Annotated in this window: 24 protein-coding genes; 11 read left to right on the top strand and 13 right to left on the bottom strand. The window is 38.5% G+C overall.

Annotated elements, in window-relative coordinates:
• The first annotated feature begins 86 nt into the window (after positions 1 to 86).
• Together BUR11_RS18885 and BUR11_RS18880 are read left to right on the top strand one after the other, a co-directional pair.
• Entirely contained in the window at positions 87 to 1,112 is a 1,026-nt protein-coding gene (locus tag BUR11_RS18885; RefSeq protein WP_074226567.1) for a glycosyltransferase family 4 protein, read from the top strand.
• A 114-nt stretch (positions 1,113 to 1,226) separates the two neighbouring features.
• Positions 1,227 to 1,832, top strand: a complete 606-nt coding sequence (locus tag BUR11_RS18880) for a DUF2202 domain-containing protein (RefSeq protein ID WP_084561069.1) — start codon at positions 1,227 to 1,229, stop codon at positions 1,830 to 1,832.
• A 719-nt stretch (positions 1,833 to 2,551) separates the two neighbouring features.
• Here the strand turns inward: BUR11_RS18880 and BUR11_RS18875 are convergent.
• Positions 2,552 to 3,475 (bottom strand): AraC family transcriptional regulator, encoded by a 924-nt coding sequence (locus tag BUR11_RS18875; RefSeq protein ID WP_074226566.1) that lies wholly within the window; start codon positions 3,473 to 3,475, stop codon positions 2,552 to 2,554.
• 177 nt (positions 3,476 to 3,652) lie between these two features.
• Between BUR11_RS18875 and BUR11_RS18870 the strand changes: the two genes are divergently transcribed.
• From BUR11_RS18870 to BUR11_RS18850, 5 genes are all read left to right on the top strand, one after another.
• Positions 3,653 to 5,179, top strand: a complete 1,527-nt coding sequence (locus BUR11_RS18870; RefSeq protein ID WP_074226565.1) for an aldehyde dehydrogenase family protein — start codon at positions 3,653 to 3,655, stop codon at positions 5,177 to 5,179.
• Between the two features lie 78 nt (positions 5,180 to 5,257).
• Complete coding sequence (locus tag BUR11_RS18865; RefSeq protein ID WP_074226564.1) at positions 5,258 to 5,656, top strand: DUF779 domain-containing protein; 399 nt, start codon at positions 5,258 to 5,260, stop codon at positions 5,654 to 5,656.
• Between the two features lie 63 nt (positions 5,657 to 5,719).
• On the top strand, positions 5,720 to 6,883 hold the full coding sequence (locus tag BUR11_RS18860) for a dipeptidase (protein WP_074226563.1): 1,164 nt from the start codon (positions 5,720 to 5,722) through the stop codon (positions 6,881 to 6,883).
• Positions 6,883 to 7,608: a VIT1/CCC1 transporter family protein gene (locus BUR11_RS18855; RefSeq protein WP_074226562.1), complete on the top strand. Its 726-nt coding sequence runs from the start codon at positions 6,883 to 6,885 to the stop codon at positions 7,606 to 7,608. Before BUR11_RS18860 ends, BUR11_RS18855 begins: the two co-directional genes overlap by 1 nt.
• A 2-nt stretch (positions 7,609 to 7,610) precedes the next feature.
• A complete protein-coding gene (locus tag BUR11_RS18850; protein ID WP_074226561.1) occupies positions 7,611 to 8,366 on the top strand; it encodes a DUF5995 family protein in 756 nt (251 codons plus the stop codon).
• Positions 8,367 to 8,399: 33 nt separating this feature from the next.
• On the opposite strand, the gene BUR11_RS18845 is transcribed toward BUR11_RS18850, so the two are convergent.
• Positions 8,400 to 9,515, bottom strand: a complete 1,116-nt coding sequence (locus BUR11_RS18845) for a DUF4407 domain-containing protein (protein ID WP_074226560.1) — start codon at positions 9,513 to 9,515, stop codon at positions 8,400 to 8,402.
• Positions 9,516 to 9,756: 241 nt separating this feature from the next.
• On the opposite strand from BUR11_RS18845, the gene BUR11_RS18840 reads away from it, so the two are divergent.
• Positions 9,757 to 10,419, top strand: coding sequence for a GDSL-type esterase/lipase family protein (locus tag BUR11_RS18840; RefSeq protein ID WP_074226559.1), 663 nt, complete (start codon positions 9,757 to 9,759; stop codon positions 10,417 to 10,419).
• Positions 10,420 to 10,443: 24 nt separating this feature from the next.
• Here BUR11_RS18840 and BUR11_RS18835 read toward each other — a convergent pair whose 3' ends face one another.
• Positions 10,444 to 11,358 (bottom strand): glutaminase, encoded by a 915-nt coding sequence (locus BUR11_RS18835; RefSeq protein ID WP_074226558.1) that lies wholly within the window; start codon positions 11,356 to 11,358, stop codon positions 10,444 to 10,446.
• 235 nt (positions 11,359 to 11,593) lie between these two features.
• Between BUR11_RS18835 and typA the strand changes: the two genes are divergently transcribed.
• Entirely contained in the window at positions 11,594 to 13,399 is a 1,806-nt protein-coding gene (gene typA / locus BUR11_RS18830) for a translational GTPase TypA (RefSeq protein ID WP_074226557.1), read from the top strand.
• A 181-nt stretch (positions 13,400 to 13,580) separates the two neighbouring features.
• On the opposite strand, the gene BUR11_RS18825 is transcribed toward typA, so the two are convergent.
• Positions 13,581 to 14,567 carry an aldo/keto reductase gene (locus BUR11_RS18825; protein WP_074226556.1) on the bottom strand — a complete coding sequence of 329 codons (987 nt, stop codon included), beginning with the start codon at positions 14,565 to 14,567 and terminating at the stop codon, positions 13,581 to 13,583.
• A 156-nt stretch (positions 14,568 to 14,723) separates the two neighbouring features.
• Between BUR11_RS18825 and BUR11_RS18820 the strand changes: the two genes are divergently transcribed.
• Complete coding sequence (locus tag BUR11_RS18820) at positions 14,724 to 15,116, top strand: Dabb family protein (protein WP_074226617.1); 393 nt, start codon at positions 14,724 to 14,726, stop codon at positions 15,114 to 15,116.
• Between the two features lie 58 nt (positions 15,117 to 15,174).
• Positions 15,175 to 16,494: a S41 family peptidase gene (locus BUR11_RS18815; RefSeq protein WP_074226555.1), complete on the top strand. Its 1,320-nt coding sequence runs from the start codon at positions 15,175 to 15,177 to the stop codon at positions 16,492 to 16,494.
• A 77-nt stretch (positions 16,495 to 16,571) separates the two neighbouring features.
• Here BUR11_RS18815 and hisIE read toward each other — a convergent pair whose 3' ends face one another.
• From hisIE to trpB, 9 genes are all read right to left on the bottom strand, one after another.
• A complete protein-coding gene (gene hisIE / locus BUR11_RS18810) occupies positions 16,572 to 17,168 on the bottom strand; it encodes a bifunctional phosphoribosyl-AMP cyclohydrolase/phosphoribosyl-ATP diphosphatase HisIE (RefSeq protein WP_074226554.1) in 597 nt (198 codons plus the stop codon).
• Between the two features lie 183 nt (positions 17,169 to 17,351).
• Positions 17,352 to 18,107: an imidazole glycerol phosphate synthase subunit HisF gene (hisF, locus tag BUR11_RS18805; protein WP_074226553.1), complete on the bottom strand. Its 756-nt coding sequence runs from the start codon at positions 18,105 to 18,107 to the stop codon at positions 17,352 to 17,354.
• Between the two features lie 30 nt (positions 18,108 to 18,137).
• Positions 18,138 to 18,854 (bottom strand): 1-(5-phosphoribosyl)-5-[(5-phosphoribosylamino)methylideneamino]imidazole-4-carboxamide isomerase, encoded by a 717-nt coding sequence (gene hisA / locus BUR11_RS18800; RefSeq protein ID WP_074226552.1) that lies wholly within the window; start codon positions 18,852 to 18,854, stop codon positions 18,138 to 18,140.
• A 152-nt stretch (positions 18,855 to 19,006) separates the two neighbouring features.
• The gene (gene hisH / locus BUR11_RS18795; protein WP_074226551.1) at positions 19,007 to 19,603 is read right to left on the bottom strand and encodes an imidazole glycerol phosphate synthase subunit HisH; all 597 of its coding nucleotides are present in this window, start codon (positions 19,601 to 19,603) and stop codon (positions 19,007 to 19,009) included.
• Between the two features lie 126 nt (positions 19,604 to 19,729).
• Positions 19,730 to 20,506: a phenylalanine 4-monooxygenase gene (locus tag BUR11_RS18790; protein WP_074226550.1), complete on the bottom strand. Its 777-nt coding sequence runs from the start codon at positions 20,504 to 20,506 to the stop codon at positions 19,730 to 19,732.
• Between the two features lie 126 nt (positions 20,507 to 20,632).
• Positions 20,633 to 20,824, bottom strand: a complete 192-nt coding sequence (locus tag BUR11_RS18785) for a hypothetical protein (protein WP_074226549.1) — start codon at positions 20,822 to 20,824, stop codon at positions 20,633 to 20,635.
• Positions 20,825 to 20,931: 107 nt separating this feature from the next.
• Positions 20,932 to 21,951: a bifunctional 3-deoxy-7-phosphoheptulonate synthase/chorismate mutase gene (locus tag BUR11_RS18780; protein ID WP_074226548.1), complete on the bottom strand. Its 1,020-nt coding sequence runs from the start codon at positions 21,949 to 21,951 to the stop codon at positions 20,932 to 20,934.
• 71 nt (positions 21,952 to 22,022) lie between these two features.
• Positions 22,023 to 22,796: a tryptophan synthase subunit alpha gene (gene trpA / locus BUR11_RS18775; protein ID WP_074226547.1), complete on the bottom strand. Its 774-nt coding sequence runs from the start codon at positions 22,794 to 22,796 to the stop codon at positions 22,023 to 22,025.
• An 84-nt stretch (positions 22,797 to 22,880) separates the two neighbouring features.
• Positions 22,881 to 24,059, bottom strand: a complete 1,179-nt coding sequence (trpB, locus tag BUR11_RS18770; protein ID WP_074226546.1) for a tryptophan synthase subunit beta — start codon at positions 24,057 to 24,059, stop codon at positions 22,881 to 22,883.
• Positions 24,060 to 24,076 lie beyond the last annotated feature (17 nt).

Raw genomic sequence — 24,076 nt, 5'->3', positions numbered from 1 at the left:
AGAAAGGAGCAAAGAAACAATTCCTCGGTTTTCTTTGCTCCTTTTCTTTTTTAAGGCCTATTTTTAGTTTTGATTCAACCCTTTCTATGATCATCTACACCTATCCTGTACGTACTGCTTTCACAGACCGAGACCTGGAGATGATCCGCCCAGAAATGAAAATCAAGGCCTTGGAATTCACCCAGAATCCAATCCACCTTCCACTTTTCTATATCCTACAGTTTTTTCAATTACTTTGGTATTTGCCCAAAACCTCCCAATACCTCTGTTTCTTCGGAGGGTATCATTCAGTGTTACCTGTTTGGTTTGCGAAAATATTCGGAAAGAAATGTATCATTCAAGCTGGGGGGATGGACTGCATCAATATGCCTGAAATTGGTTATGGAAACTTTAGAAAAAAATGGCTTCGAAAAGCCACCATCTTTAGTTTTAAAAATTGCACGTTAATCCTCCCTGTTGCTCAGGCCCTGGTCAAGCAGCATTATCAGTTTGACACATCTATTTCCCCTCATCAAGGATTGATCAATTTAATCCCAGATCTGACTACTCCGATCCAGGTAATTCCCAATGGTTTTGATACCAATTTTTGGAAGAATCTTCAATTAAAAAGAGTCCCCTTTTCATTCATCACGGTAGCCTCCGGTACCTCCAACCCTTCCAGAGCAATGGTAAAAGGCTATGATCTTATTGAGAAGTTGGCTGCAAATCATCCAGACTGGAAGTTCACCTTTGTGGGAGATTCGAGCTATCAATCTAAAAATCCCAACGTATCCTTATTAGGAAAAAAAACAGCCTCTGAACTTTTAACTCTTTACAATACCCATCAATTTTATCTGCAATTATCTACTTCAGAGGGATTCCCTAACTCACTCGGAGAAGCTATGTCTTGTGGCTGCATTCCAATTGGTTCTGCTGTAGGGGCAATTCCAGAAATTATAGAAAAAAAAGAATTCATATTGGTTCAAAAAGATATTAAAGAGCTTGAGCTTTTAGTAAGCAACATTCTTTCAAGCGATTATCTATCTATGCAGGATTTATTTTCTCAGCGAATCCACACTTTGTACTCTTATTCCAGAAGAAAAACTGAACTCCTTTTAGCTCTCTCACAATAATTCAATGCTTCTTGGTACAGGATAAAATTTGAATTGTCTTTTATCTTGAGTGATACATATCACTGAATTACAAGGATTTTTAAAAGACCTTTCTGAAGATAAAACTTCAAGGTCATGAAAAACTTCATGCTATTTCTAGTGTTAATTATTGGCTTTTTTTCCTGTCAGGAAGATCAAAAACCATTGATAAACAATTCGATTACTGAGCAAGAAGAGACCTCATTATTGTACATGAGAGAAGAAGAGAAACTAGCTCACGATGTGTACATGCACGCATATTCCAAATATGGTATTCTGGCTTTTCAAAACATTGCCGAGAGCGAAAACCAACACGTAAACGCTATATTAAATTTGATGGAGATTCATCAAATCCAAGACCCACTCATTGGTTCTGAAACTCCTGGAAAGTTTACCCTTCCTGAAATCCAGACTCTATATCAGGATGTAATAGCCAAAGTCAATCTTTCACTGGAAGATGCATTGCTTGCAGGAATGCTTATCGAAGATCTAGATATTTATGATTTAGAAAATGCATTGATGGATATAGACAATGCATCAATTCAGCGTATTTATCATAGTCTTCAATGCGGGTCCATGAATCATCTCAGGGCGTTTGAGAACCTGGTTAGTTCATCAAACATTTCTTATACGCCAGTATATATCAGCCAATCCGATTATGAAGACATTATCAATTCCACCCAATTAAGTTGCAACAATTAATCAAGTTTCAAGGAATAGATCATATTCAAGCTAGACAGCAAACACTTGTCAGCTATTCAAAAGCTCCATTAGTTGAGTTTCAATAAAACTACAAAAGAACATCAATGGACTTTTTTAGGTTGTTGAAAAGGGTTAATAGACCAGAAAGACCTTCTTAATTTTAGGAAGGTTTTTCTTTGTCCTTGGGCCACCTTTTCTATTTTAATCAACAAGGGCTACCAAATTGTTTGATTTATCCATTTCTAAATAAGCCTTTTCTGATTTGACACAGATCAAAAAAGGAATAGAAAATCATTAAAATTTTTTGAAAATAAATTTTCTCTCCTCATTCTTTTTTGGAGCGATTTTGAAAAATCGAAATATTAAAGAAGAATTCAGTCATTTTTCAAAAGAAAAGAGTCATTCGTGATAATTTGGCAGATTTAAAAAATAAAAACCTGTTTTTCCAATTTTTACATTTTCTAAGGCAAAAATCCTGATTTTTTAAACCAGTTTTTTCAGATTTTACATTTTAACTATTTAACCGCTTCAAAAAAAAAGGGGGCTTTTAAAAAAAAGCCCCCGCAGTGGGTCTATTGTCAATCGTCTAAAACCAAATAATCTTTGGCAAAGATGCCTGTTGATCTGTTTTTATGACTTATATAATTCCTTAAACTTAATAAAAATGAATTAAATCACACAAAAACAGACAAATATTTTTTAATTATTTTTTCTTGATTTTAACCTACCGAAGACTGAAAGACTTTAGGTGTTAGGCCATATTCTTGCTTAAAAGCTCGAATGAAATAGGTAATGTTCCGAAAACCTGCCATGTAGCACACCTCTTGAATTTGGAATTGACCAAGTTGAAGGTATTGTTTGGCTAGTTTTAACCTTTCATGCAGCACAAATTCCATGGGAGTCAATCCCATATCTTGTTTAAAGGTTCTTAAAAAATGGGCTTTACTCATGCATGCCTCTTTAGCCAATTCATCCAAGGAAATCGTTTCTCTTATATTCTTCTTAATGTAATCTACTACATAAGCCATTCGATTTCCTGTAGCAAGCTCTTTGTAGGTTTTTTCCATCATATCTCTCGCCTGAGTCTGGCTTAACCGAATCAGTAATTCTTTCAATGCTAAGGTGGCGATCAGATCTTTTTCCTTGGACCCATCTTTTACACCTATTCGTATGAAACGATTAATAATTTCAGAGAGATCCTTGGTATTAATCAAATGAAAATAGCTTAGATCGAGCCCCCAGTCTTTTGAAATAATTTTATCAGGAAACTTTTCATTCAATAAATTGAACGTTGCTTCTATCATTTCTTTTGAAATTGAAAGAGCAATGCATTGAGTAGGGTTATCTAACTTTGCTTCAGGAAAATCAATTTTCATGACCTCATTTGGCGGAACAATGACAGATTCTCCAGGAAGGTAATCGAAGCCTGGTTTATCAAACAGGTGCATCACTTTTTTGCCTTTCAACATGGTAGTCAAGACCAAATCGCCAAAAACCAAATTCACATCATCTGCTTGTTGATGTGTTTCAAAAATATTCAACTCACAATTCTCCAGGGTGTAAGTAGTTCGGTTCTCCACCAGCGTTTTCAAATCCCTTGTATTTCTCCAAGGCACTCCTGCTATAAAGTTATTTTGGGTCATGACATTAAAAATACAAATAATTCAACGCTTCTAATAAAGTAAAGTTTATAGTTCTTAGGGTGAATGAAATTCAAAATCCCAGAGAATATCAATTCAGGTGGATGAGATGATGATCCAGTGTAATTTTTTAGAATATAAAATGATGAGATTTGATTTTAACCAAAATAACCGTCTAGTATGACCACGCAAACATTATCTCAATCAAAGCCTGTAGATCGCCCATCTGTCAAGGCAAAATATGATCATTTTATTGGAGGAAAATGGGTAGCTCCTGCATCGGGTGAATATTTTGACAATATTTCACCAATTGATGGAAAACCTTTCACCAAAGCTGCAAGAGGAAACAAAGAAGATGTTGAAAAAGCCATCGATGCAGCTCATGAAGCATTTAAAACCTGGTCTAAAACATCAGCCGCTGAAAGAAGTAGAGTCTTAAACAAGATTGCGGACATTATTGAGGACAACCTTGAAATGTTGGCAAGATTGGAAACAGTCGATAATGGTAAGGCGCTTAGAGAAACCAGAGCTGCAGATTTACCATTATGTGTGGACCATTTCAGATATTTTGCCGGCGTGATTCGTGCAGATGAAAGTACGATTTCTGAGCATGATGAACACACAGTTAGTATCGCATTACACGAACCCCTAGGAGTAGTTGCTCAAATCATCCCCTGGAATTTCCCACTTTTGATGGCGACTTGGAAAATCGCACCAGCATTGGCAGCAGGATGCTGTACCGTTGTAAAACCTGCAGAACAAACTCCTACCAGCATCATGGTGTTGATGGAATTAATTGCAGATGTTTTACCTCCAGGAGTAATTAATGTAGTAACAGGATTTGGTGTAGAAGCTGGAAAGCCTTTAGCCACATCCAAAAGAGTAGCAAAAGTTGCTTTCACCGGAGAAACTACCACAGGTAGATTAATTATGCAATATGCATCTGAGAACCTGATTCCAGTAACGATGGAGCTAGGCGGTAAGTCACCAAATATCTTCATGAAGTCGGTAGCAGATGCTGATGATGAGTTTTTTGACAAAGCTGTGGAGGGTGCTGTAATGTTTGCCTTAAATCAAGGCGAAGTTTGTACTTGTCCATCCAGAATCTTGGTCCATGAGGATATATATGACAAGTTTATGGAGCGCGTCATTGAACGAACCAAAGCCATTAAAATGGGGCATCCACTAGCTGAGGATACCATGATGGGAGCTCAAGCATCCAACGATCAATACGAGAAAATTCTTTCTTACCTAGACATTGGCAAGCAAGAAGGAGCCATCACGCTATGCGGTGGAGAAAAAGCAGGATTGAATAGTGGACTGGAAACAGGGTACTATATCCAACCGACTATTTTTAAAGGAAATAACAAAATGCGTGTTTTCCAGGAAGAGATTTTCGGTCCAGTAACCTGTGTAACCACCTTTAAAACTACTGAAGAGGCCATTGCAATTGCCAATGATACCATGTACGGACTTGGAGCAGGCTTGTGGTCAAGAGATGCTCATGAGTTGTATCAAGTTCCAAGATCAATTCAAGCAGGTCGCGTTTGGGTCAACTGCTACCATGCTTATCCAGCTCATGCTCCATTTGGAGGATACAAAAAATCTGGATTTGGTAGAGAAAATCATTTGATGATGCTAGACCATTACAGACAAACCAAAAACATGTTGATCTCCTATAGTAAGGAGAAACTTGGATTCTTTTAATTGTCAATCTAAACAAACCAGAAAAGGCAGAGGAATTATCTTCTGCCTTTCTTTACTTTATTCAAACCCCAAAATAACATGGAATCTATCAAAAGAGTCTTAGTCACTGAGCAAGCAAAAGAAGTAATTGATACCCTAAGAAAAAGATTTGGATCTGAGTTGATGTTTCATCAAAGCGGTGGATGCTGTGATGGATCTTCTCCTATGTGCTTCGAAAAAGGTGACTTTAAAGTAGGCAGTCAAGATGTATGGCTAGGGGAAGTTTATGGCTGCGATTTTTTCATGAGTGCAGATCAATTTGAATACTGGAAACATACCCAGCTCACCTTGGACGTAACGCCGGGAAGAGGAAGTAGTTTCTCCATAGAAATCCCAATGGGAATTCGGTTTATGATTCGTTCCAAACTTTTCACCGAAGAAGAGTTAATGAATCTTAGTCCTATCAAAAGTGGAGAAGAACTCTTAAAAGAAAACTAAACTCATTTTTGTATTCAGGTGACAATACATTTTTCGCTATCTTCAAAAGCATAACCAATCGCTATGAAGAAATTATTGTTTGCCTTAGGAGTAATCACGATCCTATATTTTATAGCTACCTTTTTCGTTCCTCCTTATATTGAAGAACAACGGAACCCGGTAAAATCTCCCCCACCTTATTCGGTGTCCACTGAAGCACAGGAAATCTATGATCGGTTGGATTTTATCTCAGACCTTCATTGCGACGCATTATTGTGGGGTAGGGATTTAACACAAAAAGGCAGTATTGGACATGTGGATTTCCCAAGGATGAGGGAAGTAAATGTGGGTTTGGAAATGTTTACGATCGTTTCAAAATCCCCTTCGGGACAAAACATGAAAAGCAATAGTGCAGATACTTTCGACAATATCACTCCGCTGACCATTGCGAAAGGAGTAGCCCCCAATCAATGGTTTAGCCTAATTAATAGAACACTTGGTCAAGCTGAAAGTCTCCATCAATTTATTGAAGAAGAGAATGGAAAAGTAATTTTTGTTCATGACAAAAAAAGCTTTGAAGAATTAATCTCTGCCAGAAACACGGATAAGACAGTAGTTGGTGCCATGTTGGGTATTGAAGGCGCACATGCATTGGAGGGATCATTGGAAAACTTGGAAAAAGTTTACGAAGCTGGAATTCGAATGATCGGCCCCACCCACTTCTTTGACAACGAACTTGGGGGCTCAGCACATGGAGAAAACGGTGCTGGTTTGACTGACTTTGGGAAATCTGTCATCAAAAGAATGAACGAGCTTAACATATTTGTAGACCTAGCTCATTGCTCACCTGCCATCGTGGAAGATGTATTAGAAATGACTACAAAACCAGTCATGGTTTCTCACATTGGCGTACAAAGCGTGCTAGATTCTCAAAGAAATCTGAGTGACGATCAAATCAGGAAAATCGCCGCTAACGGAGGTATTATTGGGGTTGCTTTTTTTGATATGGCTGTAGGAGTACCAGAAATCGATGGAATTGTAGCAACGATGAAACACATTAGGGATTTGGTAGGAGTCGAGTACATTGCACTTGGTTCTGATTATGATGGAGCAGTGGAAGTACCTTTTGACATCACTGGCTTACCCCTCATTGTAGAGGCGCTACTGAAGGAAGGATTTACTGAAGAAGAAATTCGAGCAATAATGGGAGAAAATGTAAAGCGGTTCTTTCTTAAAAATTTGATCTAATGAAGGAATCTCAAATACATCAGGAGAGTAAGTACTTTCGAAAACTTCAAGAATATTTAAGTGAGTTTGTATATGGGGGAATCGATGGGGCGGTTACCACATTTGCAGTTGTAGCAGGGGGATTTGGAGCAGATTTAGATGCTGGCATCATCATCATTTTAGGCTTTGCCAATCTATTTGCTGATGGTTTTTCTATGTCCGTAGGAGCCTATCTATCGGCAAAAAGCAACAAAGAAAACTTTAAGAAACATGAAGCCATTGAATATTGGGAAATCGAAAATCTCCCAGAAATAGAACGAGAGGAAATTGTTGACATCTACAAAGCAAAAGGATTTAAAGGAGAGCTATTAGAGCAAGTAGTGGATCAGATCACATCCAACAAAGAACTGTGGGTTGCTGAAATGATGAAAGACGAACTTAACCTTATGCAGGAATCCAAAAGCCCATTTAAAATTGGCTTGGCCACATTTATTTCATTCTTATCGGTGGGATTTATTCCGCTATTGGTTTATTTATGGACTTATTTTAATCCATCCGAAATAAATATATTTCTATGGACAAGTATTCTTACCGGAATAGCTTTTATAATCATAGGCTGGCTAAAATCTATCGTCAATCAGACCTCAGAGTTTAAAAGTATTGCCGAAACGGTTGCTCTGGGAGTGTTGGCTGCTGTAGTTGCCTACTATGTGGGAGATATATTAGAAAACTTTTTTCTCAAGTAATCATGAAAACAATCGACGAGGTTTTGCTCCGCATGGATGAGATTGTGGCGGAATGCGAACAAAAAAATTCAAGAATTGGCTATTTCGCCATATTGTATAGGCAAGTAACCCGAAGGATTAAAAAAGGAATTGAACTACAGGAGTTTGAAGATAACCCAAGAATGGAGCGGCTTGACGTTCTTTTTGCTGGTCGATTTATTGATGCCTATGATACCTGGAAATCTGGACAGCAACCCACCAAAAGTTGGGATATTGCATTTGAAGCTAGTAAATCAAGCTCATATTTAGTTTTGCAGCACTTGTTTTTGGGCATCAATGCCCATATCAATCTTGACCTGGGTATTTCTGCTGCAGAAACGGTGGGCAGCGAACCCTTAGAGGGAATACAAAAAGACTTTAATCAAATCAATTCCATCTTGGCAGAACTGGTAGATGGCGTAAAAGCAAATATTAGCAAAGTATCTCCTGTTTTTGGCTTATTGATTCCTTTGGCAAAAGGACGTGATGAAATGCTCTTGAATTTCAGTATCCAACTAGCTAGAGATGGGGCTTGGAAGTATGCAGGAGAGTACTATTCAGGTGTAAACCGGGAGGCTTTGATTCAGGATCGGGATTTGAATATTTCAAACTTGGCCATTAAACTGATTCGCCCAGGAAAATTTCTTTCATTTATAGTAAAAATCATTGGTTTCGCAGAATGGAAATCTGTGAGCAACACCATGAATCAACTAGATATTGTAGCTAAAAAATCGATCTGAAAAAGGGCAGTAACTTGTACTGCCCTATTCAAATTAAATTTTATATTTTGATTCCAAGTCGGAAATTTCTGACTCAGTCATCACCTCATTTTTACGGTTGGTTTTCTTCTTTTTCAAATCGGTTGCATAAAAATGTGTTTCCTGGAAGTAATCTACCCTCGCATTGGATTCACCCATAGCTTTGGTCCATTTTTCACTCTTAAATAGCCTCACTTTGTCTTCATGCAATTCTAGATATTCATCATAAGGACCTCTTGGAGAAATTAATTTCACAAAAATCGGAGCAGTTTCAATTGCAATAAAAAGAAGCATAATGAAAACATTGGCCATGGCCATGGCTGCACTTTCTTCTGTCAAACTAGACAAGGCATCCATTCTCGCAGCAAGTCCATCAAACCCTTCTATCCCAGGTTGCTGTTTCTCGAATTCAGCTTGCCTCAAAGCCATAAAATCCCTGATTTGAGCTTCTACTGTATCTATCCTCACCTGATTTCTGGCTCTTAAATCATCCAATGCCAATTGAGCGGCATCTAATTGTTGTTCCTTTTTCTTTGCATTGGTACCAATCCCCACTATCCCACTTGTACTGGCAGTCTTCTCACCAAAACGTTCAGCATCATACTCCCTTTGAACTTGATCTCTAAAAGCTTCTGCATCCAAGATTTCTGCTTTCAAAGTCTCTATTTTCAATTCCAGCTCCTGTATTTCCGGAAATCCTTTCGCAAGGTTTGCTTTCGATTGAGCAATGAATTCGGTTCGTTTCTCATCAATTTTACGATTGATCTCCCGCTCAAACATTTTTAGCTCCAGGGGTTTTGAAATGACTAGTGCAAGCAATACAGCCAACACCAATCTAGGTATTGCCAATTTCCATTCTCCCCAGGCACTTTTCTTCTTCCTCATGCTGGAGACGATGAATCGGTCCAGGTTGAAGATCATAAATCCCCATAAAAGACCAAATAACATAGCCGGCCAGACAGATTGGAATACGGTATACAAGGCATAACCTGCTGCCAAGGCTGCGAGGACTCCTGTAAAGAAAACAGTAGCACCAATTCCTATATATTTATTCGATTCAGTGGGCGATCTTTTCAATAATGAAAAATTCGCCCCACTGCAAAACCAGAAAAAACGAGTGAGTTGCTCCATGAAAAGGGTATTTGGAATGATTTGCCTTTATAACGCTAAAACTCCTCCAAAAAACCTGATTCAACAGGCTCAAATTTTGAAATGTGACGAAATCATTAAAAAATGGCGATTAAAGGCCTTTTTCTTTAGAAAAATGTGACGAAATTCAATACGAACAAACCATAAATTTGTCCGAAGTGTACGAGAATGAGCATGTTATGGACGGTTTTGACCATTCCCAAAAAGCGAATATCTTTAGTTTATGAAAACAAATACCCTTTTAACCGCTATACTTTTTACCCTCTTTTTAGGAGTAAATCAACTGTTTGCCCAAGCCAATCGTTTTGATCAGGAAGTTGAAAGCATCAGCCATAAAATAGACAGCATAGGTTGGTCAAAAGGTGAAGTAGTATTCACTGGAAGTTCCAGCGTAAGAATGTGGAAAAACTTACAGGAGCAATTTCCCAATGTGCCAATAATTAATACCGGGTTTGGAGGATCTACAGCCTTGGATTTATCAGAGCACTTATTCCCCTTAGTATTAAGGTTGGAACCATCCAAAGTTTTTATCTATGAAGGAGACAATGATATCAATGGAGGCAAAACTGCGGCAGAGATTATGGCCACTTTGGATGATATCGTCACCAGAATCCAAAAACAACTCCCAAACAGTACTGTTAACTTGATCTCCGCTAAGCCAAGTCCTTCCAGATGGGAATTAAAAAACTCCTACATGGTCTTAAATGATTTGATGAGGCAATATTGCACGACGCATGACAATGTCAACTTTGTAAACGTTTGGGATATTATGTTAGATAAAAGCGGAGTTCCCAGAGCTGATATTTTTATAGGTGACAATCTCCACATGAATGAAAAGGGATATGCACTTTGGAAAGAAATATTCACTCCTTTCTTAGAAAATTAATTTCTATTAAATGGAGCAGAACACTTAAAAAAGTGAAAAGGCCAATTTATCGGTCAGCAGCTCCAAAGCCCTGATTGATTTAACAGAATTGCCTTTTTCATTGAGTTCAGGGCTCCATACAGCAATGCTAAACTTATGCGGCATGACTGCTGCTACTCCTCCCCCTACTCCACTTTTCCCTGGCAAACCTACTTTATAAGCAAATTCTCCCGCTTCATCGTAAAAACCACAAGTCAACATCAGGGCATTGACTCTTCGGGCATGGCTTTCTGATAAAATCTCTCTATTGGCATAAATGGAATATCCGTCATTGGCTAAAAAGGAAAAGGTTTTTGCAAGCTCCACGCAACTCATTTCCATGGCGCAGTGTGAAAAGTAAACATCTAATACCTCTTCAATTGAGTTTTCAAAATTATTATAGGACTTCAGAAAATAAGCCAATGCAGTATTTCTAGCTGCATTATTCTTTTCAGAATTCATCACCGCTTGGTTAATTCTGACACAATCACACCCTGCAATCTCGTTGATAAATGCGGATATCTGCTCTAAGGGGTTTTCGAATTTACTGCATAAGGCATCTGTTATTACCAATGCCCCAGCATTGATAAAAGGATTTCGCGGTATTCCATTTTCATATTCCAACTGCGCAATAGAATTAAATGGGTTTCCGCTGGGCTCCACATTTACCCTCGACCATAATTTTGAATTAAACCGATGGAATACCATGGTAAGCGTATGAACTTTACTGATACTTTGAATAGAAAAAGGTGTTAGATAATCCCCAACTCCATAGAGATTCCCTTTTAGATCTACCAAAGCAATACCAAATTGATTGGGATCTACAGTAGCGATTTCTGGAATATAGTCTGCGACTTTGCCTTTTAGGTTCTCTGCCTGTACCTCTCGATATACTTCCTCTATTAATTGCTGGTAATCCATGTTACAAAAATTAAAAATTAAATAGAGATAAATAGCTTTTGACCAAACAATCTACCTTTCATTTAAAAAAGTGAATAAATATGGATTTTGCTGATTCACTTTCAAGCTAAGACCAATCTATCCTTGGCAGGAGAAGATTTTTCCAAGGATTTCAGCACTAAGATCTCATCATTAATATTTCCATAACCTAATTCCCAAATTTTATTCGTACTTTTGCGGCTCAATTAGGCAAACCATGCAGAATATTCGGAATATCGCGATCATCGCACACGTTGACCACGGCAAGACAACTTTGGTTGACAAAATCATTCATGCTTCAAAGATCTTCAGAGAGAACCAGCAGTTCGATGACCTGATTTTGGATAATAACGATTTGGAACGTGAAAGAGGGATTACAATCCTTTCAAAAAACGTATCTGTTCGTTATAGAGATACTAAAATCAACATCATTGACACTCCTGGTCACGCCGACTTTGGTGGTGAGGTAGAACGTGTATTGAAGATGGCTGATGGAGTTATTCTATTGGTAGATGCTTTTGAAGGCCCAATGCCACAAACAAGATTCGTTCTTGGAAAAGCATTGGACTTAGGATTAACTCCAATTGTAGTAGTAAACAAAGTTGATAAAGAGAATTGTCGTCCTGATGAAGTTCACGAGGCAGTTTTTGATTTGATGTTCAACTTAGATGCAACTGAAGAGCAATTGGATTTCCAAACACTTTACGGGTCAGCTAAGCAGAACTGGATGGGACCAGATTGGCAAAAACCAACGGATTCCATTATTCCATTACTTGATGCTATTGTAGACCATATTCCTGCTCCAAAAATTGACGAAGGGTCTCTTCAGATGCAGGTAACATCATTGGATTACTCCAATTTTGTAGGCCGTATCGCCATCGGAAGAGTAAAAAGAGGGACAATCAAAGAAGGTGCTCAAGTAACGCTTTGCAAAGCTGACGGAGTATTTAAAAAGGTAAAAGTAAAAGAACTTCACACGTTTGAAGGACTTGGAAAAGCTAAAGTGACTGAAGTGGTAGCTGGAGATATTTGTGCAGTAACCGGTATTGAAGATTTTGAAATCGGAGACACTATTGCTGCAGCAGAAAACCCTGAGCCTCTACCAAGAATTGCTATTGATGAGCCAACGATGAACATGCTCTTCACCATCAACAACTCTCCTTTCTTTGGTAAAGAAGGTAAATTTGTGACCTCCCGTCACTTGAGAGATCGTTTGATGAAAGAGACTGAGAAGAACTTGGCACTAAGAGTAGAACCAACGGATTCTGAAGACAAGTTCTTGGTTTATGGACGTGGTATTCTTCACTTGTCAGTTTTGATCGAAACAATGAGAAGAGAAGGATATGAATTACAAGTAGGGCAGCCTCAGGTAATCTATAGAGAAATCGATGGAGTAAATTGTGAACCTATCGAAACCTTGGTCGTTGACGTTCCTGCTGAATCTTCTGGTAAAGTAATTGAATTGGCTACCCAGAGAAAAGGTGAATTGTTAATCATGGAGCCAAAAGGTGATTTACAGCACCTTGAATTCAAGATCCCTTCTAGAGGTTTGATTGGTTTGAGAAACAATGTATTGACCGCTACGCAAGGTGAAGCGATCATGAATCATAGATTTACTGCTTACGAACCATTCAAAGGAGCTATTCCAGAAAGAAATACAGGATCAATCATTTCCATGGAAGGTGGTCCATGTACTGCTTATGCAATTGATAAGCTTCAGGATAGAGGAACCTTCTTTGTAAATCCAGGAGAAGAACTATACGGTGGCCAAGTTATTGGAGCTCACAACAGAGACAATGACATCGTGGTAAACGTACAGAAGGGTAAGAAATTGACAAACATGAGAGCTTCTGGTTCTGATGATAATACCAAAATTGCTCCTGCTGTGAAGTTCTCCTTGGAAGAATCCATGGAATACATCCAGAAGGATGAGTACCTTGAAATCACTCCTAAAACTATCCGAATGAGAAAAATTTATTTGGATGAGGGTGAAAGAACCAGAATGGCTAAGAAAGATGCTTAATTAGAGCAACTTAATCCATATTTGATCCCGTAGGCCAAAGTCTACGGGATTTTTTTTACTCCACTAAAAATGCATTTTTAAAAGGAAAACAAGGGATTATAACCCCTACTTTTTTGTAAGTGAATTACTTTCTCTTTTCCACAAAACACCTTCTTCCCTTTAAAAAAATTGGCTTTCTTCCTTACCACAAATGGTGGACTTCCTCTTTAATATATTTTTCATATACGGTCTTTACGACTTCCATCTGTTCTGCTGATAGAGATGGTAAATCCGAAACCTTTACATTACTTTCCAATTGATCCAAATTGGATGCGCCAGGAATCACAGTACTCACCTCTGGAAACATCAAAACCCATTTCAAGGCAAAAGATGCCAAAGAATAATCTATGTTCAACAAAGATTGTAATTCCTCAACAGCAGACAAACCCAAATCAAATGGTACACCAGAAAAGGTTTCCCCTTTGTCAAAGGCTTTTCCCTCTCGGTTAAAGTGCCTATGATCATCTTTTGGGAAAGTGGATTCTTTTGTGATTTTACCTGTCAATAATCCACTTGCCAGAGGAACCCTTACTATAATCCCAATGTCATTTTTCTTGGCGTTTCTAAATAATAATTCATAGGGCTTTTGCCTAAACATATTAAAAATCACTTGAATGGTAGAAACAATATCATATTTGATCGCACTTAAGCCCTCAGTGATCTTTTCTACGCTGACCCCCATGGCGGAAATTTTACCTTCAGCTCTTAAATCTTCAAAGAGTCCAAAAATTTCATCTCGCTTATAAACTAATTCCGGAGGGCAATGTAACTGAATTAAGTCCAGCCTTTCCAACCCTGTATTCCGCAAACTATCTTCCACATACCTTCTTAATTTTTCTGTAGAATAACCTTCATTTACATGAGGCTGGATTCGTCGCCCACATTTGGTAGCAACATATATTTTTTCTGACCTTTCCCGTACGACTTTTCCTACCGCGGCCTCGCTTAAGCCAGCATCATACACGTCTGCCGTATCTACAAAATTCACTCCCTTATCGATTGCGGAATGTAAAAGTTCCTCTGCAATTTTCGGACTGAAGGGTTTTCCCCATCCTCCACCAACTTGCCAAGTACCAAGTCCTATTTCAGATATTTCAAATCCTGTTTTTCCTAATTTGCGATAATTCATGGATGTTTATTGTTAAAGAATGGCCTATAAAAAACCTAAGACTCAGGGAAGATTTAAACAGTTATCGAAAAGCAATATAAATTTTTATCTTTAGAATCTTTGAGGATTCTTAAAGCAGTTTTTGAAGAATCCGAAGAGCTTATCAATCCTATTAACATGAAATCAAGAAGACAATTCTTAAAAACCGTAGGCGTTGCAAGTGCTTCAGCCATATTACCTTTAAATTCAATCGCTAACGAAATGGCAAAACAAAAAATGATCCACCAGGTTTATTTTTGGCTTCATGATGTAGCCAATACCAAAGAGTTTTTAACAGAAGCTGTACCTATGCTGGGCAGGTGTAAAACCGTTGGAAAATTCATTGCAGGCACTCCTGCCGATACTGCTGATAGAGACGTTGTAGACCACTCTTTTCAGGTTTCTTGTACCTTATTCTTTGACAGTCTGGAAGATCAAGACGTATATCAATCAGATCCACTCCATTTGGAATTTATTGAAAAATATTCCTCCATGTGGAAGAAAGTTCAGGTGTACGATATAGCTATTTAAGATGAAACTCATCCTGATTCCAAAGTATCACGTATCTATTTAATAAATTTCTCTAATCATGAAAAGTAAACTTTGGCTGTTCAGTTTGATATGTATCGGATTATTCTCTTGCAACCCAGGAGATGACCCCATACCTAATCCTCAAGGTGAATTAGTCCGAGATGCAATTTATGATGCTATGGAGGAGTGGTATTATTGGAATCAGGATCTTCCTGTAAAACCAACGGTAACTGACTTTGATTCCAACGAGGAGTTTTTAGAGGCTATAAAATTTAAACCTCTTGATCGATTTTCATACCTCACCACCCAAGAAGCTTTTAATAATGCATTCGTGGGAAGAAATGCGGGACATGGATTCGGATTCGGATTTGATGGAGAAGATAGACTTTACCTAACCTTTGTATTTCAGGAAGCTCCCGCCGGAAAAGATGGATGGGAAAGAGGTTGGGAAATAGTAGAAATAAATGGAAAACCTATTTCCAATTACAAAACCAATACCGGAGCATATGATTTCAAATTAGGACCTGCTGATCCCGGCATTACCAACACCTTTACTTTCAAATTACCAGACGGAACCACCACTACAAGAAGCAATACCAAGGCTGAATACCAATCAAATTCAGTTCTTTATAAAAATGTATTTGATGTAGGAGAGAAGAAAGTTGGGTATTGGGTTTATAATAGTTTCAAGGCTACTGAAGGTCTAAATCCCACAAGAAGTCAAGAGGTTCAGGATTCATTTGAATATTTCGAATCTCAAAACATAAGCGATTTAATCATAGACCTCAGATACAATGGGGGCGGATCTGTTGCAGTAGCAGAACAAATCAACAACTACCTAATTAATTCTTCTAACGGTAGCAAACTGATGTACACCAATAAGCTAAATTACCTTAAGCCTAACTATGAGAAAAGCGTAAACTTTAGAAAAACAGGAGGAATAAATCTAAATCAAATAGTATTCATCACTTCCAGAGGAACAGCTTCAGCTTCCGAGCTCATAATTAATTCTTTGGACCCTTATTTAGACATCATTCTAGTTGGGGACAAAACGTATGGAAAGCCAGTGGGATCTTTTCCATTGTCCAGTTACTTCCCAATACTGAAAGAAAATGATGTTGAATTGGTACCCATCACGTTCGCGACTGCAAATGCCCAAGGTAAAGCAGAATATTTTGATGGGTTCCCAGCAGAGTTTTTGGTAGGAGATTCTCCACAATTCAACTGGGGTAATGAAAATGATTTAAGACTTGCCACTGCACTTCAATATTTACAAAATGGAACTGTTAGTGGAAGGTTAATGAACTCCTACTTTAAACCAAAATGGGAAATGATCGATGCTTTTACAGGTTTAAGGAAAGAGTTTCCAGCTTTTTAAAGAATGACCCTTGAAAATTTAAATTACCTCCCCATAGTCTGACACTTTTAGCGTGCTAGAACATTTTAAACCGTTTTTTATTTCTTATGCCGGTCAATCAAAACTTCTATCACTTCATCCAATTCATATCCTTTGGCCTCCAATAAAACCAAATAATGGTATAATAAATCTGCAGCCTCTCCCATAAATAATTCCTTATTGTCATCCTTTGCTTCAATGACTATTTCCACCGCTTCTTCTCCAACTTTTTGAGCTACTTTATTGATTCCTTTGGCAAAAAGCGAAGCGGTATAGGACTGATCAGTTGGGTTATTTTTTCGGTCCTTTATGATGGCTCTAAGCTGGTCTATGAATCCGGTTTTGGAGGAATTTAACTCAGCAAAACAAGTATCTGCTCCAGTATGACATACAGGACCTCTTGGATTTGCTTTTACTAATATCGAATCCCCATCGCAATCAAAGGCAATAGAAACTACTTCCATAAAATTACCAGAAGTTTCTCCTTTTGTCCAAAGTCTATTTTTGCTTCTACTATAAAAAGTCACTAAACCTGATTTCTCGGTTTTTGCCAAAGCCTCTTCATTCATATACCCCTGCATCAGCACTGTTCCGCTGAGTGCATCTTGAATGATGGCCGGCACCAAGCCATCCATTTTTTTGAAATCTATTTTCATGTCTTCTCAATTAACCTTTGAGGTTTCAGAAACCTCAAAGGTTTTGTTAATTATTTACTAGCTAGTTTTTTTTCAAGGCCTAGATCCCGATAGCTAATCTGGATGATCGGCCTGACACTAGTTCCATTTCTTACCTTTAAAGATTTGGTTCTAGCATCTTGAAATTTACACCTAGCGTCTCTTTTACTTCCTTATACTGATTTCTGAACCTGCTAGGTAACTTTTCAATTCAGGGATTCCAATCTCCTTAAAGTGAAAAATACTTGCTGCCAAGGCTGCATCTGCTTTTCCAAAGGTAAACACATCTCGGAAATGTTCCATAGTACCTGCCCCTCCAGATGCAATCACTGGTATAGAAAGGGCAGAAGAAATTTCAGAAAGCAATTCATTGGCAAACCCAGCTTTGGTTCCATCATGGTCCATAGAAGTCAATAGGATCTCACCTGCCCCACGATCACAAACTTCCTGAGCCCAAGCCTGGGTTTTCAACAAAGTGGCTTTACGCCCTCCATGCGTATGCACAAAATCAATCCCATCTACATTTCGGGTGTCAATGGCGACCACAATACACTGTGAACCGAATTCGGCAGCCATTTCATTGATCACTTGAGGATTCTTGACCGCTGAAGAATTGATGGAAATCTTATCTGCCCCAGCATTTAAAAGAACTTTCACATCTTCCACGGTGGATATTCCTCCCCCAACGGTAAATGGAATATTAATCGCTTTGGCTACTTTGGTCACTAACTCTGCTAAAGTCTTTCTTTTGTCTACCGTCGCAGTGATATCCAAAAACACCAGCTCATCTGCTCCCTCATCGGAATAGATTTTTGCAAGTTCCACAGGGTCTCCTGCATCCCGAAGCTCCACGAAGTTCACTCCTTTGACAGTCCTTCCTTCTTTGATATCCAGGCAGGGGATGATTCTCTTTGTTAACATCTTATTGATTTCTGCTTTTAGCTTTCCTGTTTAAACAAACGCTGCCAATTCCTCTAGGCTTACTCTTCCTTCATAATAGGCTTTCCCAACGATGGTTCCATAAACTCCTATTTTCTCCAAATCCTCCAAATCTTTGACAGAGGATACTCCTCCACTCGCAATTAATTTCACCCCTGGAATTTCTTGAAGAATTTCCTGATACAGTTCCGAAGAAGGACCTTGAAGCAAGCCATCTTTGGCCACATCTGTACAGATTACATAGCTAATTCCTTTGGACACGTAATCCTTAATAAATGGGATCAAGTCTACTGTTGTGGTTTCTTCCCAGCCTCCCACTGCTATTTTTCTGTTTTTCGCATCAGCTCCCAAAATGATTTTCTCGGAGCCGAACTTGGAAATCCAGGTATTAAATAATTCCGAGTTCTTCACAGCTATGCTTCCTCCTGTCACTTGTTTTGCACCTAACGTAAATGCTTTTTCAATTTCTTCATCTGCTTGAATTCCACCACCAAAATCAACCTGCAAAGAAGTCCCAGAACTAATTCTCTTCAGCACCTCCCCATTGATGATTTTCTTTGCTTTGGCACCATCCAAGTCTACTAGATGCAATCGACGAATTCCAACACCTTCAAATCGCTTGGCCATTTCCAAAGGGTCGTCGTGGTATTCTTTTTTACTGGAATAATCACCCTGACTAAGGCGAACACATTTTCCTCCAATGAGGTCGATTGCTGGGATTATTTGCATTATCTGTAATAGCAAGTAGCAATACTTGCCAATTTAGGTTTGAATTAAATTTATTGTTCTCGGCTCCGATCGACCTGATAATTACCAATCACTTTGTGTGTTATCGAAGGTGAATTCACACGGAGCGAAGTAAAAGTATCATTAGAATACTTTCAAATACTTAAGAAATTACTTAGCAGCTTCTCTCCTACCAAACCACTCTTCTCTGGGTGAGCTTGAATAGCATAATAATTATCTCGATGTAAAATAGCCGAGAAATCATGAATATAATGCGTCTGGGCAATAGTCAAGTCACTTAACTCGGCGTAAAAGCTATGTACATAATATACAAATGGATTGGCTGGCAAATCTTTCAATAATGGATTGGCCACCAAATTCTCCAATTCATTCCACCCCACATGAGGCACTTTAAATTCTTGGGAATTCTCTGGAACAAATCGCTTTACTTTCACAGGAAACACACTCAGACATTCCGTATCATTTTCTTCAGAATGCTCACAAAGCAATTGTAACCCGAGACATACCCCAAGAAAAGGCTGCTTCAACTCTTTAATCAACTGATCGAGTTTTCGCCCTTTCAGATATTTCATGGCAGAACTTGCTTCTCCCTGTCCAGGGAAAATTACTTTGTCTGCTTTCCTGATTTTTTCAGGATCATCCGTCAGTTCAGCATCTGCCCCTAACCGTTCCAGTGCATAAAGCACCGATTGGACATTTCCTGAATTATATTTTATGACTGCTATTTTCATTTTTCAGTGACGACCTCCCAGAATAAAGAGATAGAAAAACATATTTTCATCTACTTTCTCCAGTCTTCAATCAGTTTATTTAATTCACTCAAGTTGCACATTCTTTGAACACCACATCCGTCCTCTCTATTTCTTACTTGCCAGCATCTCTTCCAATACCTCCTCTATTTCCGGAAGTGATTCATAAAGCTGCTCGTAATTATCAATCACAAAATATTTATCCTGAAAGTGATCTTTCCAGTACTCTTGATTCAAAATCCTCCTCACATCATATTCATAATGCTTCGGTTCATTTGAAAGGCTGAATTTAGTCTCTCCAGCCGAACTTAAGATACCAGCCCCGTAAATTTTTAACTCTCCATCCTCTTTTATTAACCCAAACTCAATGGTAAACCAATAAATCCTACTCAATAACTGAATAGCCCAAGGATTATCAATGTGTTTCAAGGCAATTCCAGATAGCTTTTCCAAAAAATCAACATAAGGTTGATTGGTCAACATTGGCATATGGGCAAAAGCATCATGAAACATATCCGGCTCTTCCAAATAATCCAATTGCTCCATTTTCCTTAACCAAGTGGAAGAAGGAAATCTTCGATTATTTAATAGCCCAAAGAACAAATCATCGTCAATCAAACCAGGGACAACTTGGACTGCCCATCCCGTACTTTTTTTGAGAATTTCATTCAACTCCTCAAAATTTGCAATTTTGTCAGAAGTAAACCCGACTTCTTTGACTCCTTGTAAATAGGCTTTAGAAGCAGCTTTGGGTAAGTTCGGCATCTGCCTTTCAAAGAGAATTTTCCAAACCTTAAAATCCTCTTCGGTATACAGACCATATTCCTGCCTGAGTTTTTGAAGTCGCGGGTCGCTAAAGACCCAATTCTTAGGTTTTGTGTTCATGGTATTTGGGTATATTCTTGAATATTAATAACTATTCTATTTATCATAAGTTTCAGTTGTCCCGCTTCTTCAGAAGCTTGGCGATAACAATGCCGTGGTTTGTGTCTCACAAACAACATTTTGTTTTCAGTTTTCCTGCTTCTCCAGAAGCTGGACGATAATCATACCATTGGATGCTGCTTCTGGAGAAGCAGCATAACCGTAATCACAATAACAAAAAAGGCCTACTCCAGGAAGGAATAGGCCTCTATATTTTTTACCAAAAAACCATAGTATTCCTACCCCTTCATTGAGAATGGTGGTAAGAATGGTGTACAAAGGTTCTTGGTGTAGGATTCACTGTTGATTACAAATTGAAACTTTAATAGATCTTGTTTTACAATTACTGCATCTAATTTACAGAGAGTTTTCTCTAAAACAATAATTTAAAGCAATTCAAATCCCTTTCTCATCGCGAAACTCTCTCTAATCCAGGAAATCAATCTTGTGCTTTGGGCAAAATCCAATGTTTGTTGACCATCTGAATAGGCTTTCTCGGGAATTTCATGGGACTCATAGATGATTCCATCTGCTCCTGACATCACACCTGCCAAAGCCATCTGAGGAACATAAGCCCTGATTCCAATACCATGAGATGGATCCACAATCACAGGTAAATGTGATTTTGCTTTCAGGATTGGAATCGCATTCAAATCCAAGGTGTTTCTGGAAGCTCTTTCGTAAGTTCTGATTCCCCGTTCACATAGGATCAACTTTTCATTTCCTCCAGAAAATACATATTCTGCAGATTGCAATAATTCTTCAATCGTTCCAGAAATCCCGCGCTTGATCATTACTGCTTTATCTACTTTACCTAATTCATCGAGCAAGTTGAAGTTTTGTGAATTTCTAGCCCCTACTTGATACACATCTACATAAGGATACATTTCTTCTATTTGAGAAGTTTGCATCACTTCCGTGACGATCTTTATTCCTGCTTCATGAGCGATTTCATACCAAAGTTTCAGCCCCTCTAAGCCTAACCCTCTAAATGCATAAGGGCTACTTCTAGGTTTGAAAACTCCACCTCGCATCATCTTCACATTATTTTCCACACAATGGGCTACCACAGCACGGATTTGTTCTTCGGACTCAATGGAACAAGGACCGGTAATAATGGCCATTTCCCCATCTTTGATAAACACATTATCTCCCAAATCAATGGAAGTAGGTTTTGCTTTCCATTTTTTTGAAACCAATTTATATTCATCAGAAACGATGTGGATATCAACAATTCCATCCAACTGGCCTATTTTTCGGATATCAAATTCCTTTTTCCCTATCCCGATTAAGTAATCTCCTAATTGAGTTTTTACTTCAGTAGTCTTATAACCGATGCCATTGACTTTTTGAATCAATTTTTCCTTTTGTGCTTCGGAAATATCGGGTTGCAATTGAATAATCATTTCTAAATACGAATTATGAACTATAAAGTACGAATCGAACAATTCAGGATTTCGTACTATAAAATCAGTTTTTAATGTAACACCTCTTTTAAATATCCTTGAATATCCTGTTTAAGGTCTTTTGAATTTTTTAATACTTTGATAAATGCTGAACCAATAATTGCCCCATTACTATACTCAGAAGCCTTTGAGAATGTTTCTGAATCGGAAATTCCAAAGCCGATCAATCTAGGATTTTGTAATTCCATCGCCTTCACTCGCTTGAAATAAGCTATTTGTTCCTCAGAAATTCCTGCTTTCGCCCCTGTAATACTATGAGATGAAACCATATAGATAAAGCCATTGGAATGCTCGTCAATTTCACGAATCCTAGCCTCAGAAGTCTGAGGAGATATTAGAAATGTATTCACAAGACCATACTGTTCAAATAACTCTTTGTATTCATCTAAATATTGCTGCATAGGAAGATCTGGAAGGATCAATCCATCAATTCCCACTTCTTGACATTTTTTGCAAAAAGCCTCCATCCCATATTGCATGATGGGGTTGAGATAACCCATTAATACCACTGGAAGTTGGATTTTATTGCGAAAACCCTCAAGTTGAGTAAATAGCTTTTTCATGGAAATACCATTTTCCAAAGCAACCATATTACTTTCCTGAATGGTAGGACCATCAGCAACCGGATCAGAATAAGGAACTCCAATTTCAATGATATCAGCTCCTCCTTCCTGAATAGCCTCCATGATAGGCAATGTATCCTCTAGCTTCGGAAAACCAGCTGTGAAATAGATCGAGAGCACCCGATCTTTTTGTGCATTAAATAGTTTATGTATTCGGTTCATGATTTTAGTGATAATTAAAAATGGCAGGTGAGCTATGATTGAAGCAATAGTTCACTTCAACCTTTTTACATCTTATTTTTGACTTCAATACTTTCCCCATTTAATGTAAGTATCTAGGTCTTTATCACCTCTCCCAGATAGGTTGATTACTATCACATCGTCTTTAGCGTATTCTATTAAATTCAATGCATATAAGGCATGAGCAGACTCAATTGCAGGAATAATCCCTTCTAGCTTACTCAATTCAATCCCTGCTGCCATGGCATCTTTATCCTCCACGGCAACGAACTCACCTCTGCCTACATCGAATAAATGTGCGTGAACAGGACCTATACCTGGATAATCCAATCCAGCAGAAATGGAATGCGGTTCTACCACTTGGCCATCCTCCGTCTGCATTAAGATGGTTTTCGATCCATGTAAAATACCTGGGGTTCCCAAAGCTGTAGTGGCGGCCGACTTGCCAGAACTTACTCCAAGGCCAGCTGCCTCCGCCGCCACAAGTCTTACTTCAGGAGTATTATAATAATGGTAAAAAGCACCAGCAGCATTGGAGCCACCGCCTACGCAAGCGATGACGATGTCAGGGTTTTCTCTTCCTTCTTTTTCTTTTAATTGCCACTTGATTTCTTCAGAAATGACGGACTGAAATCTGGCCACCATCTCTGGATAAGGGTGTGGTCCTACCACTGAACCGATGATGTAATGCGTATCGACGGGATTATTGATCCAAGCCCGCATGGCTTCATTCGTAGCGTCTTTCAAGGTTTTGGAACCGGAAGTTGCAGGTACTACCGTCGCTCCCAAAATCTTCATACGCTCCACATTGGGATGCTGCCTTGCAATATCAACTTCCCCCATATAAACTGTACATTCCATTCCCATCAAAGCACATACGGTAGCCGTAGCTACTCCGTGTTGCCCCGCTCCTGTCTCCGCAATAATTCGCTTTTTACCTAGTTTCTTTGCTAAAATAATCTGACCGATGGTGTTGTTTACTTTATGAGCTCCGGTATGACACAAATCCTCTCTTTTAAGATAGATTTTAGCTCCGTATTTCTCTGAAAGTCTAGATGCAAAATACAATGGAGTAGGTCGACCTACATAATCTTTCAACAGCCCTCTGAATTCATCCTGAAACTCTTGTGAAGCCATAATCGACTCATAATTCTCCCTTAACTCTTCCACATTGGGATGAAGCATTTCAGGAATATAAGCTCCACCAAACTTGCCGTAAAATCCCTTTTCGTCTACTTTGATCATTTTTATTCTAGTTTATT

Origin of the sequence: Algoriphagus halophilus (assembly GCF_900129785.1) — a bacterium.
Taxonomy (GTDB): Bacteria; Bacteroidota; Bacteroidia; order Cytophagales; family Cyclobacteriaceae; genus Algoriphagus; species Algoriphagus halophilus.
Note: the sequence above shows the minus strand (reverse complement) of the source record. Positions and strands in the feature narration are given on the sequence as shown.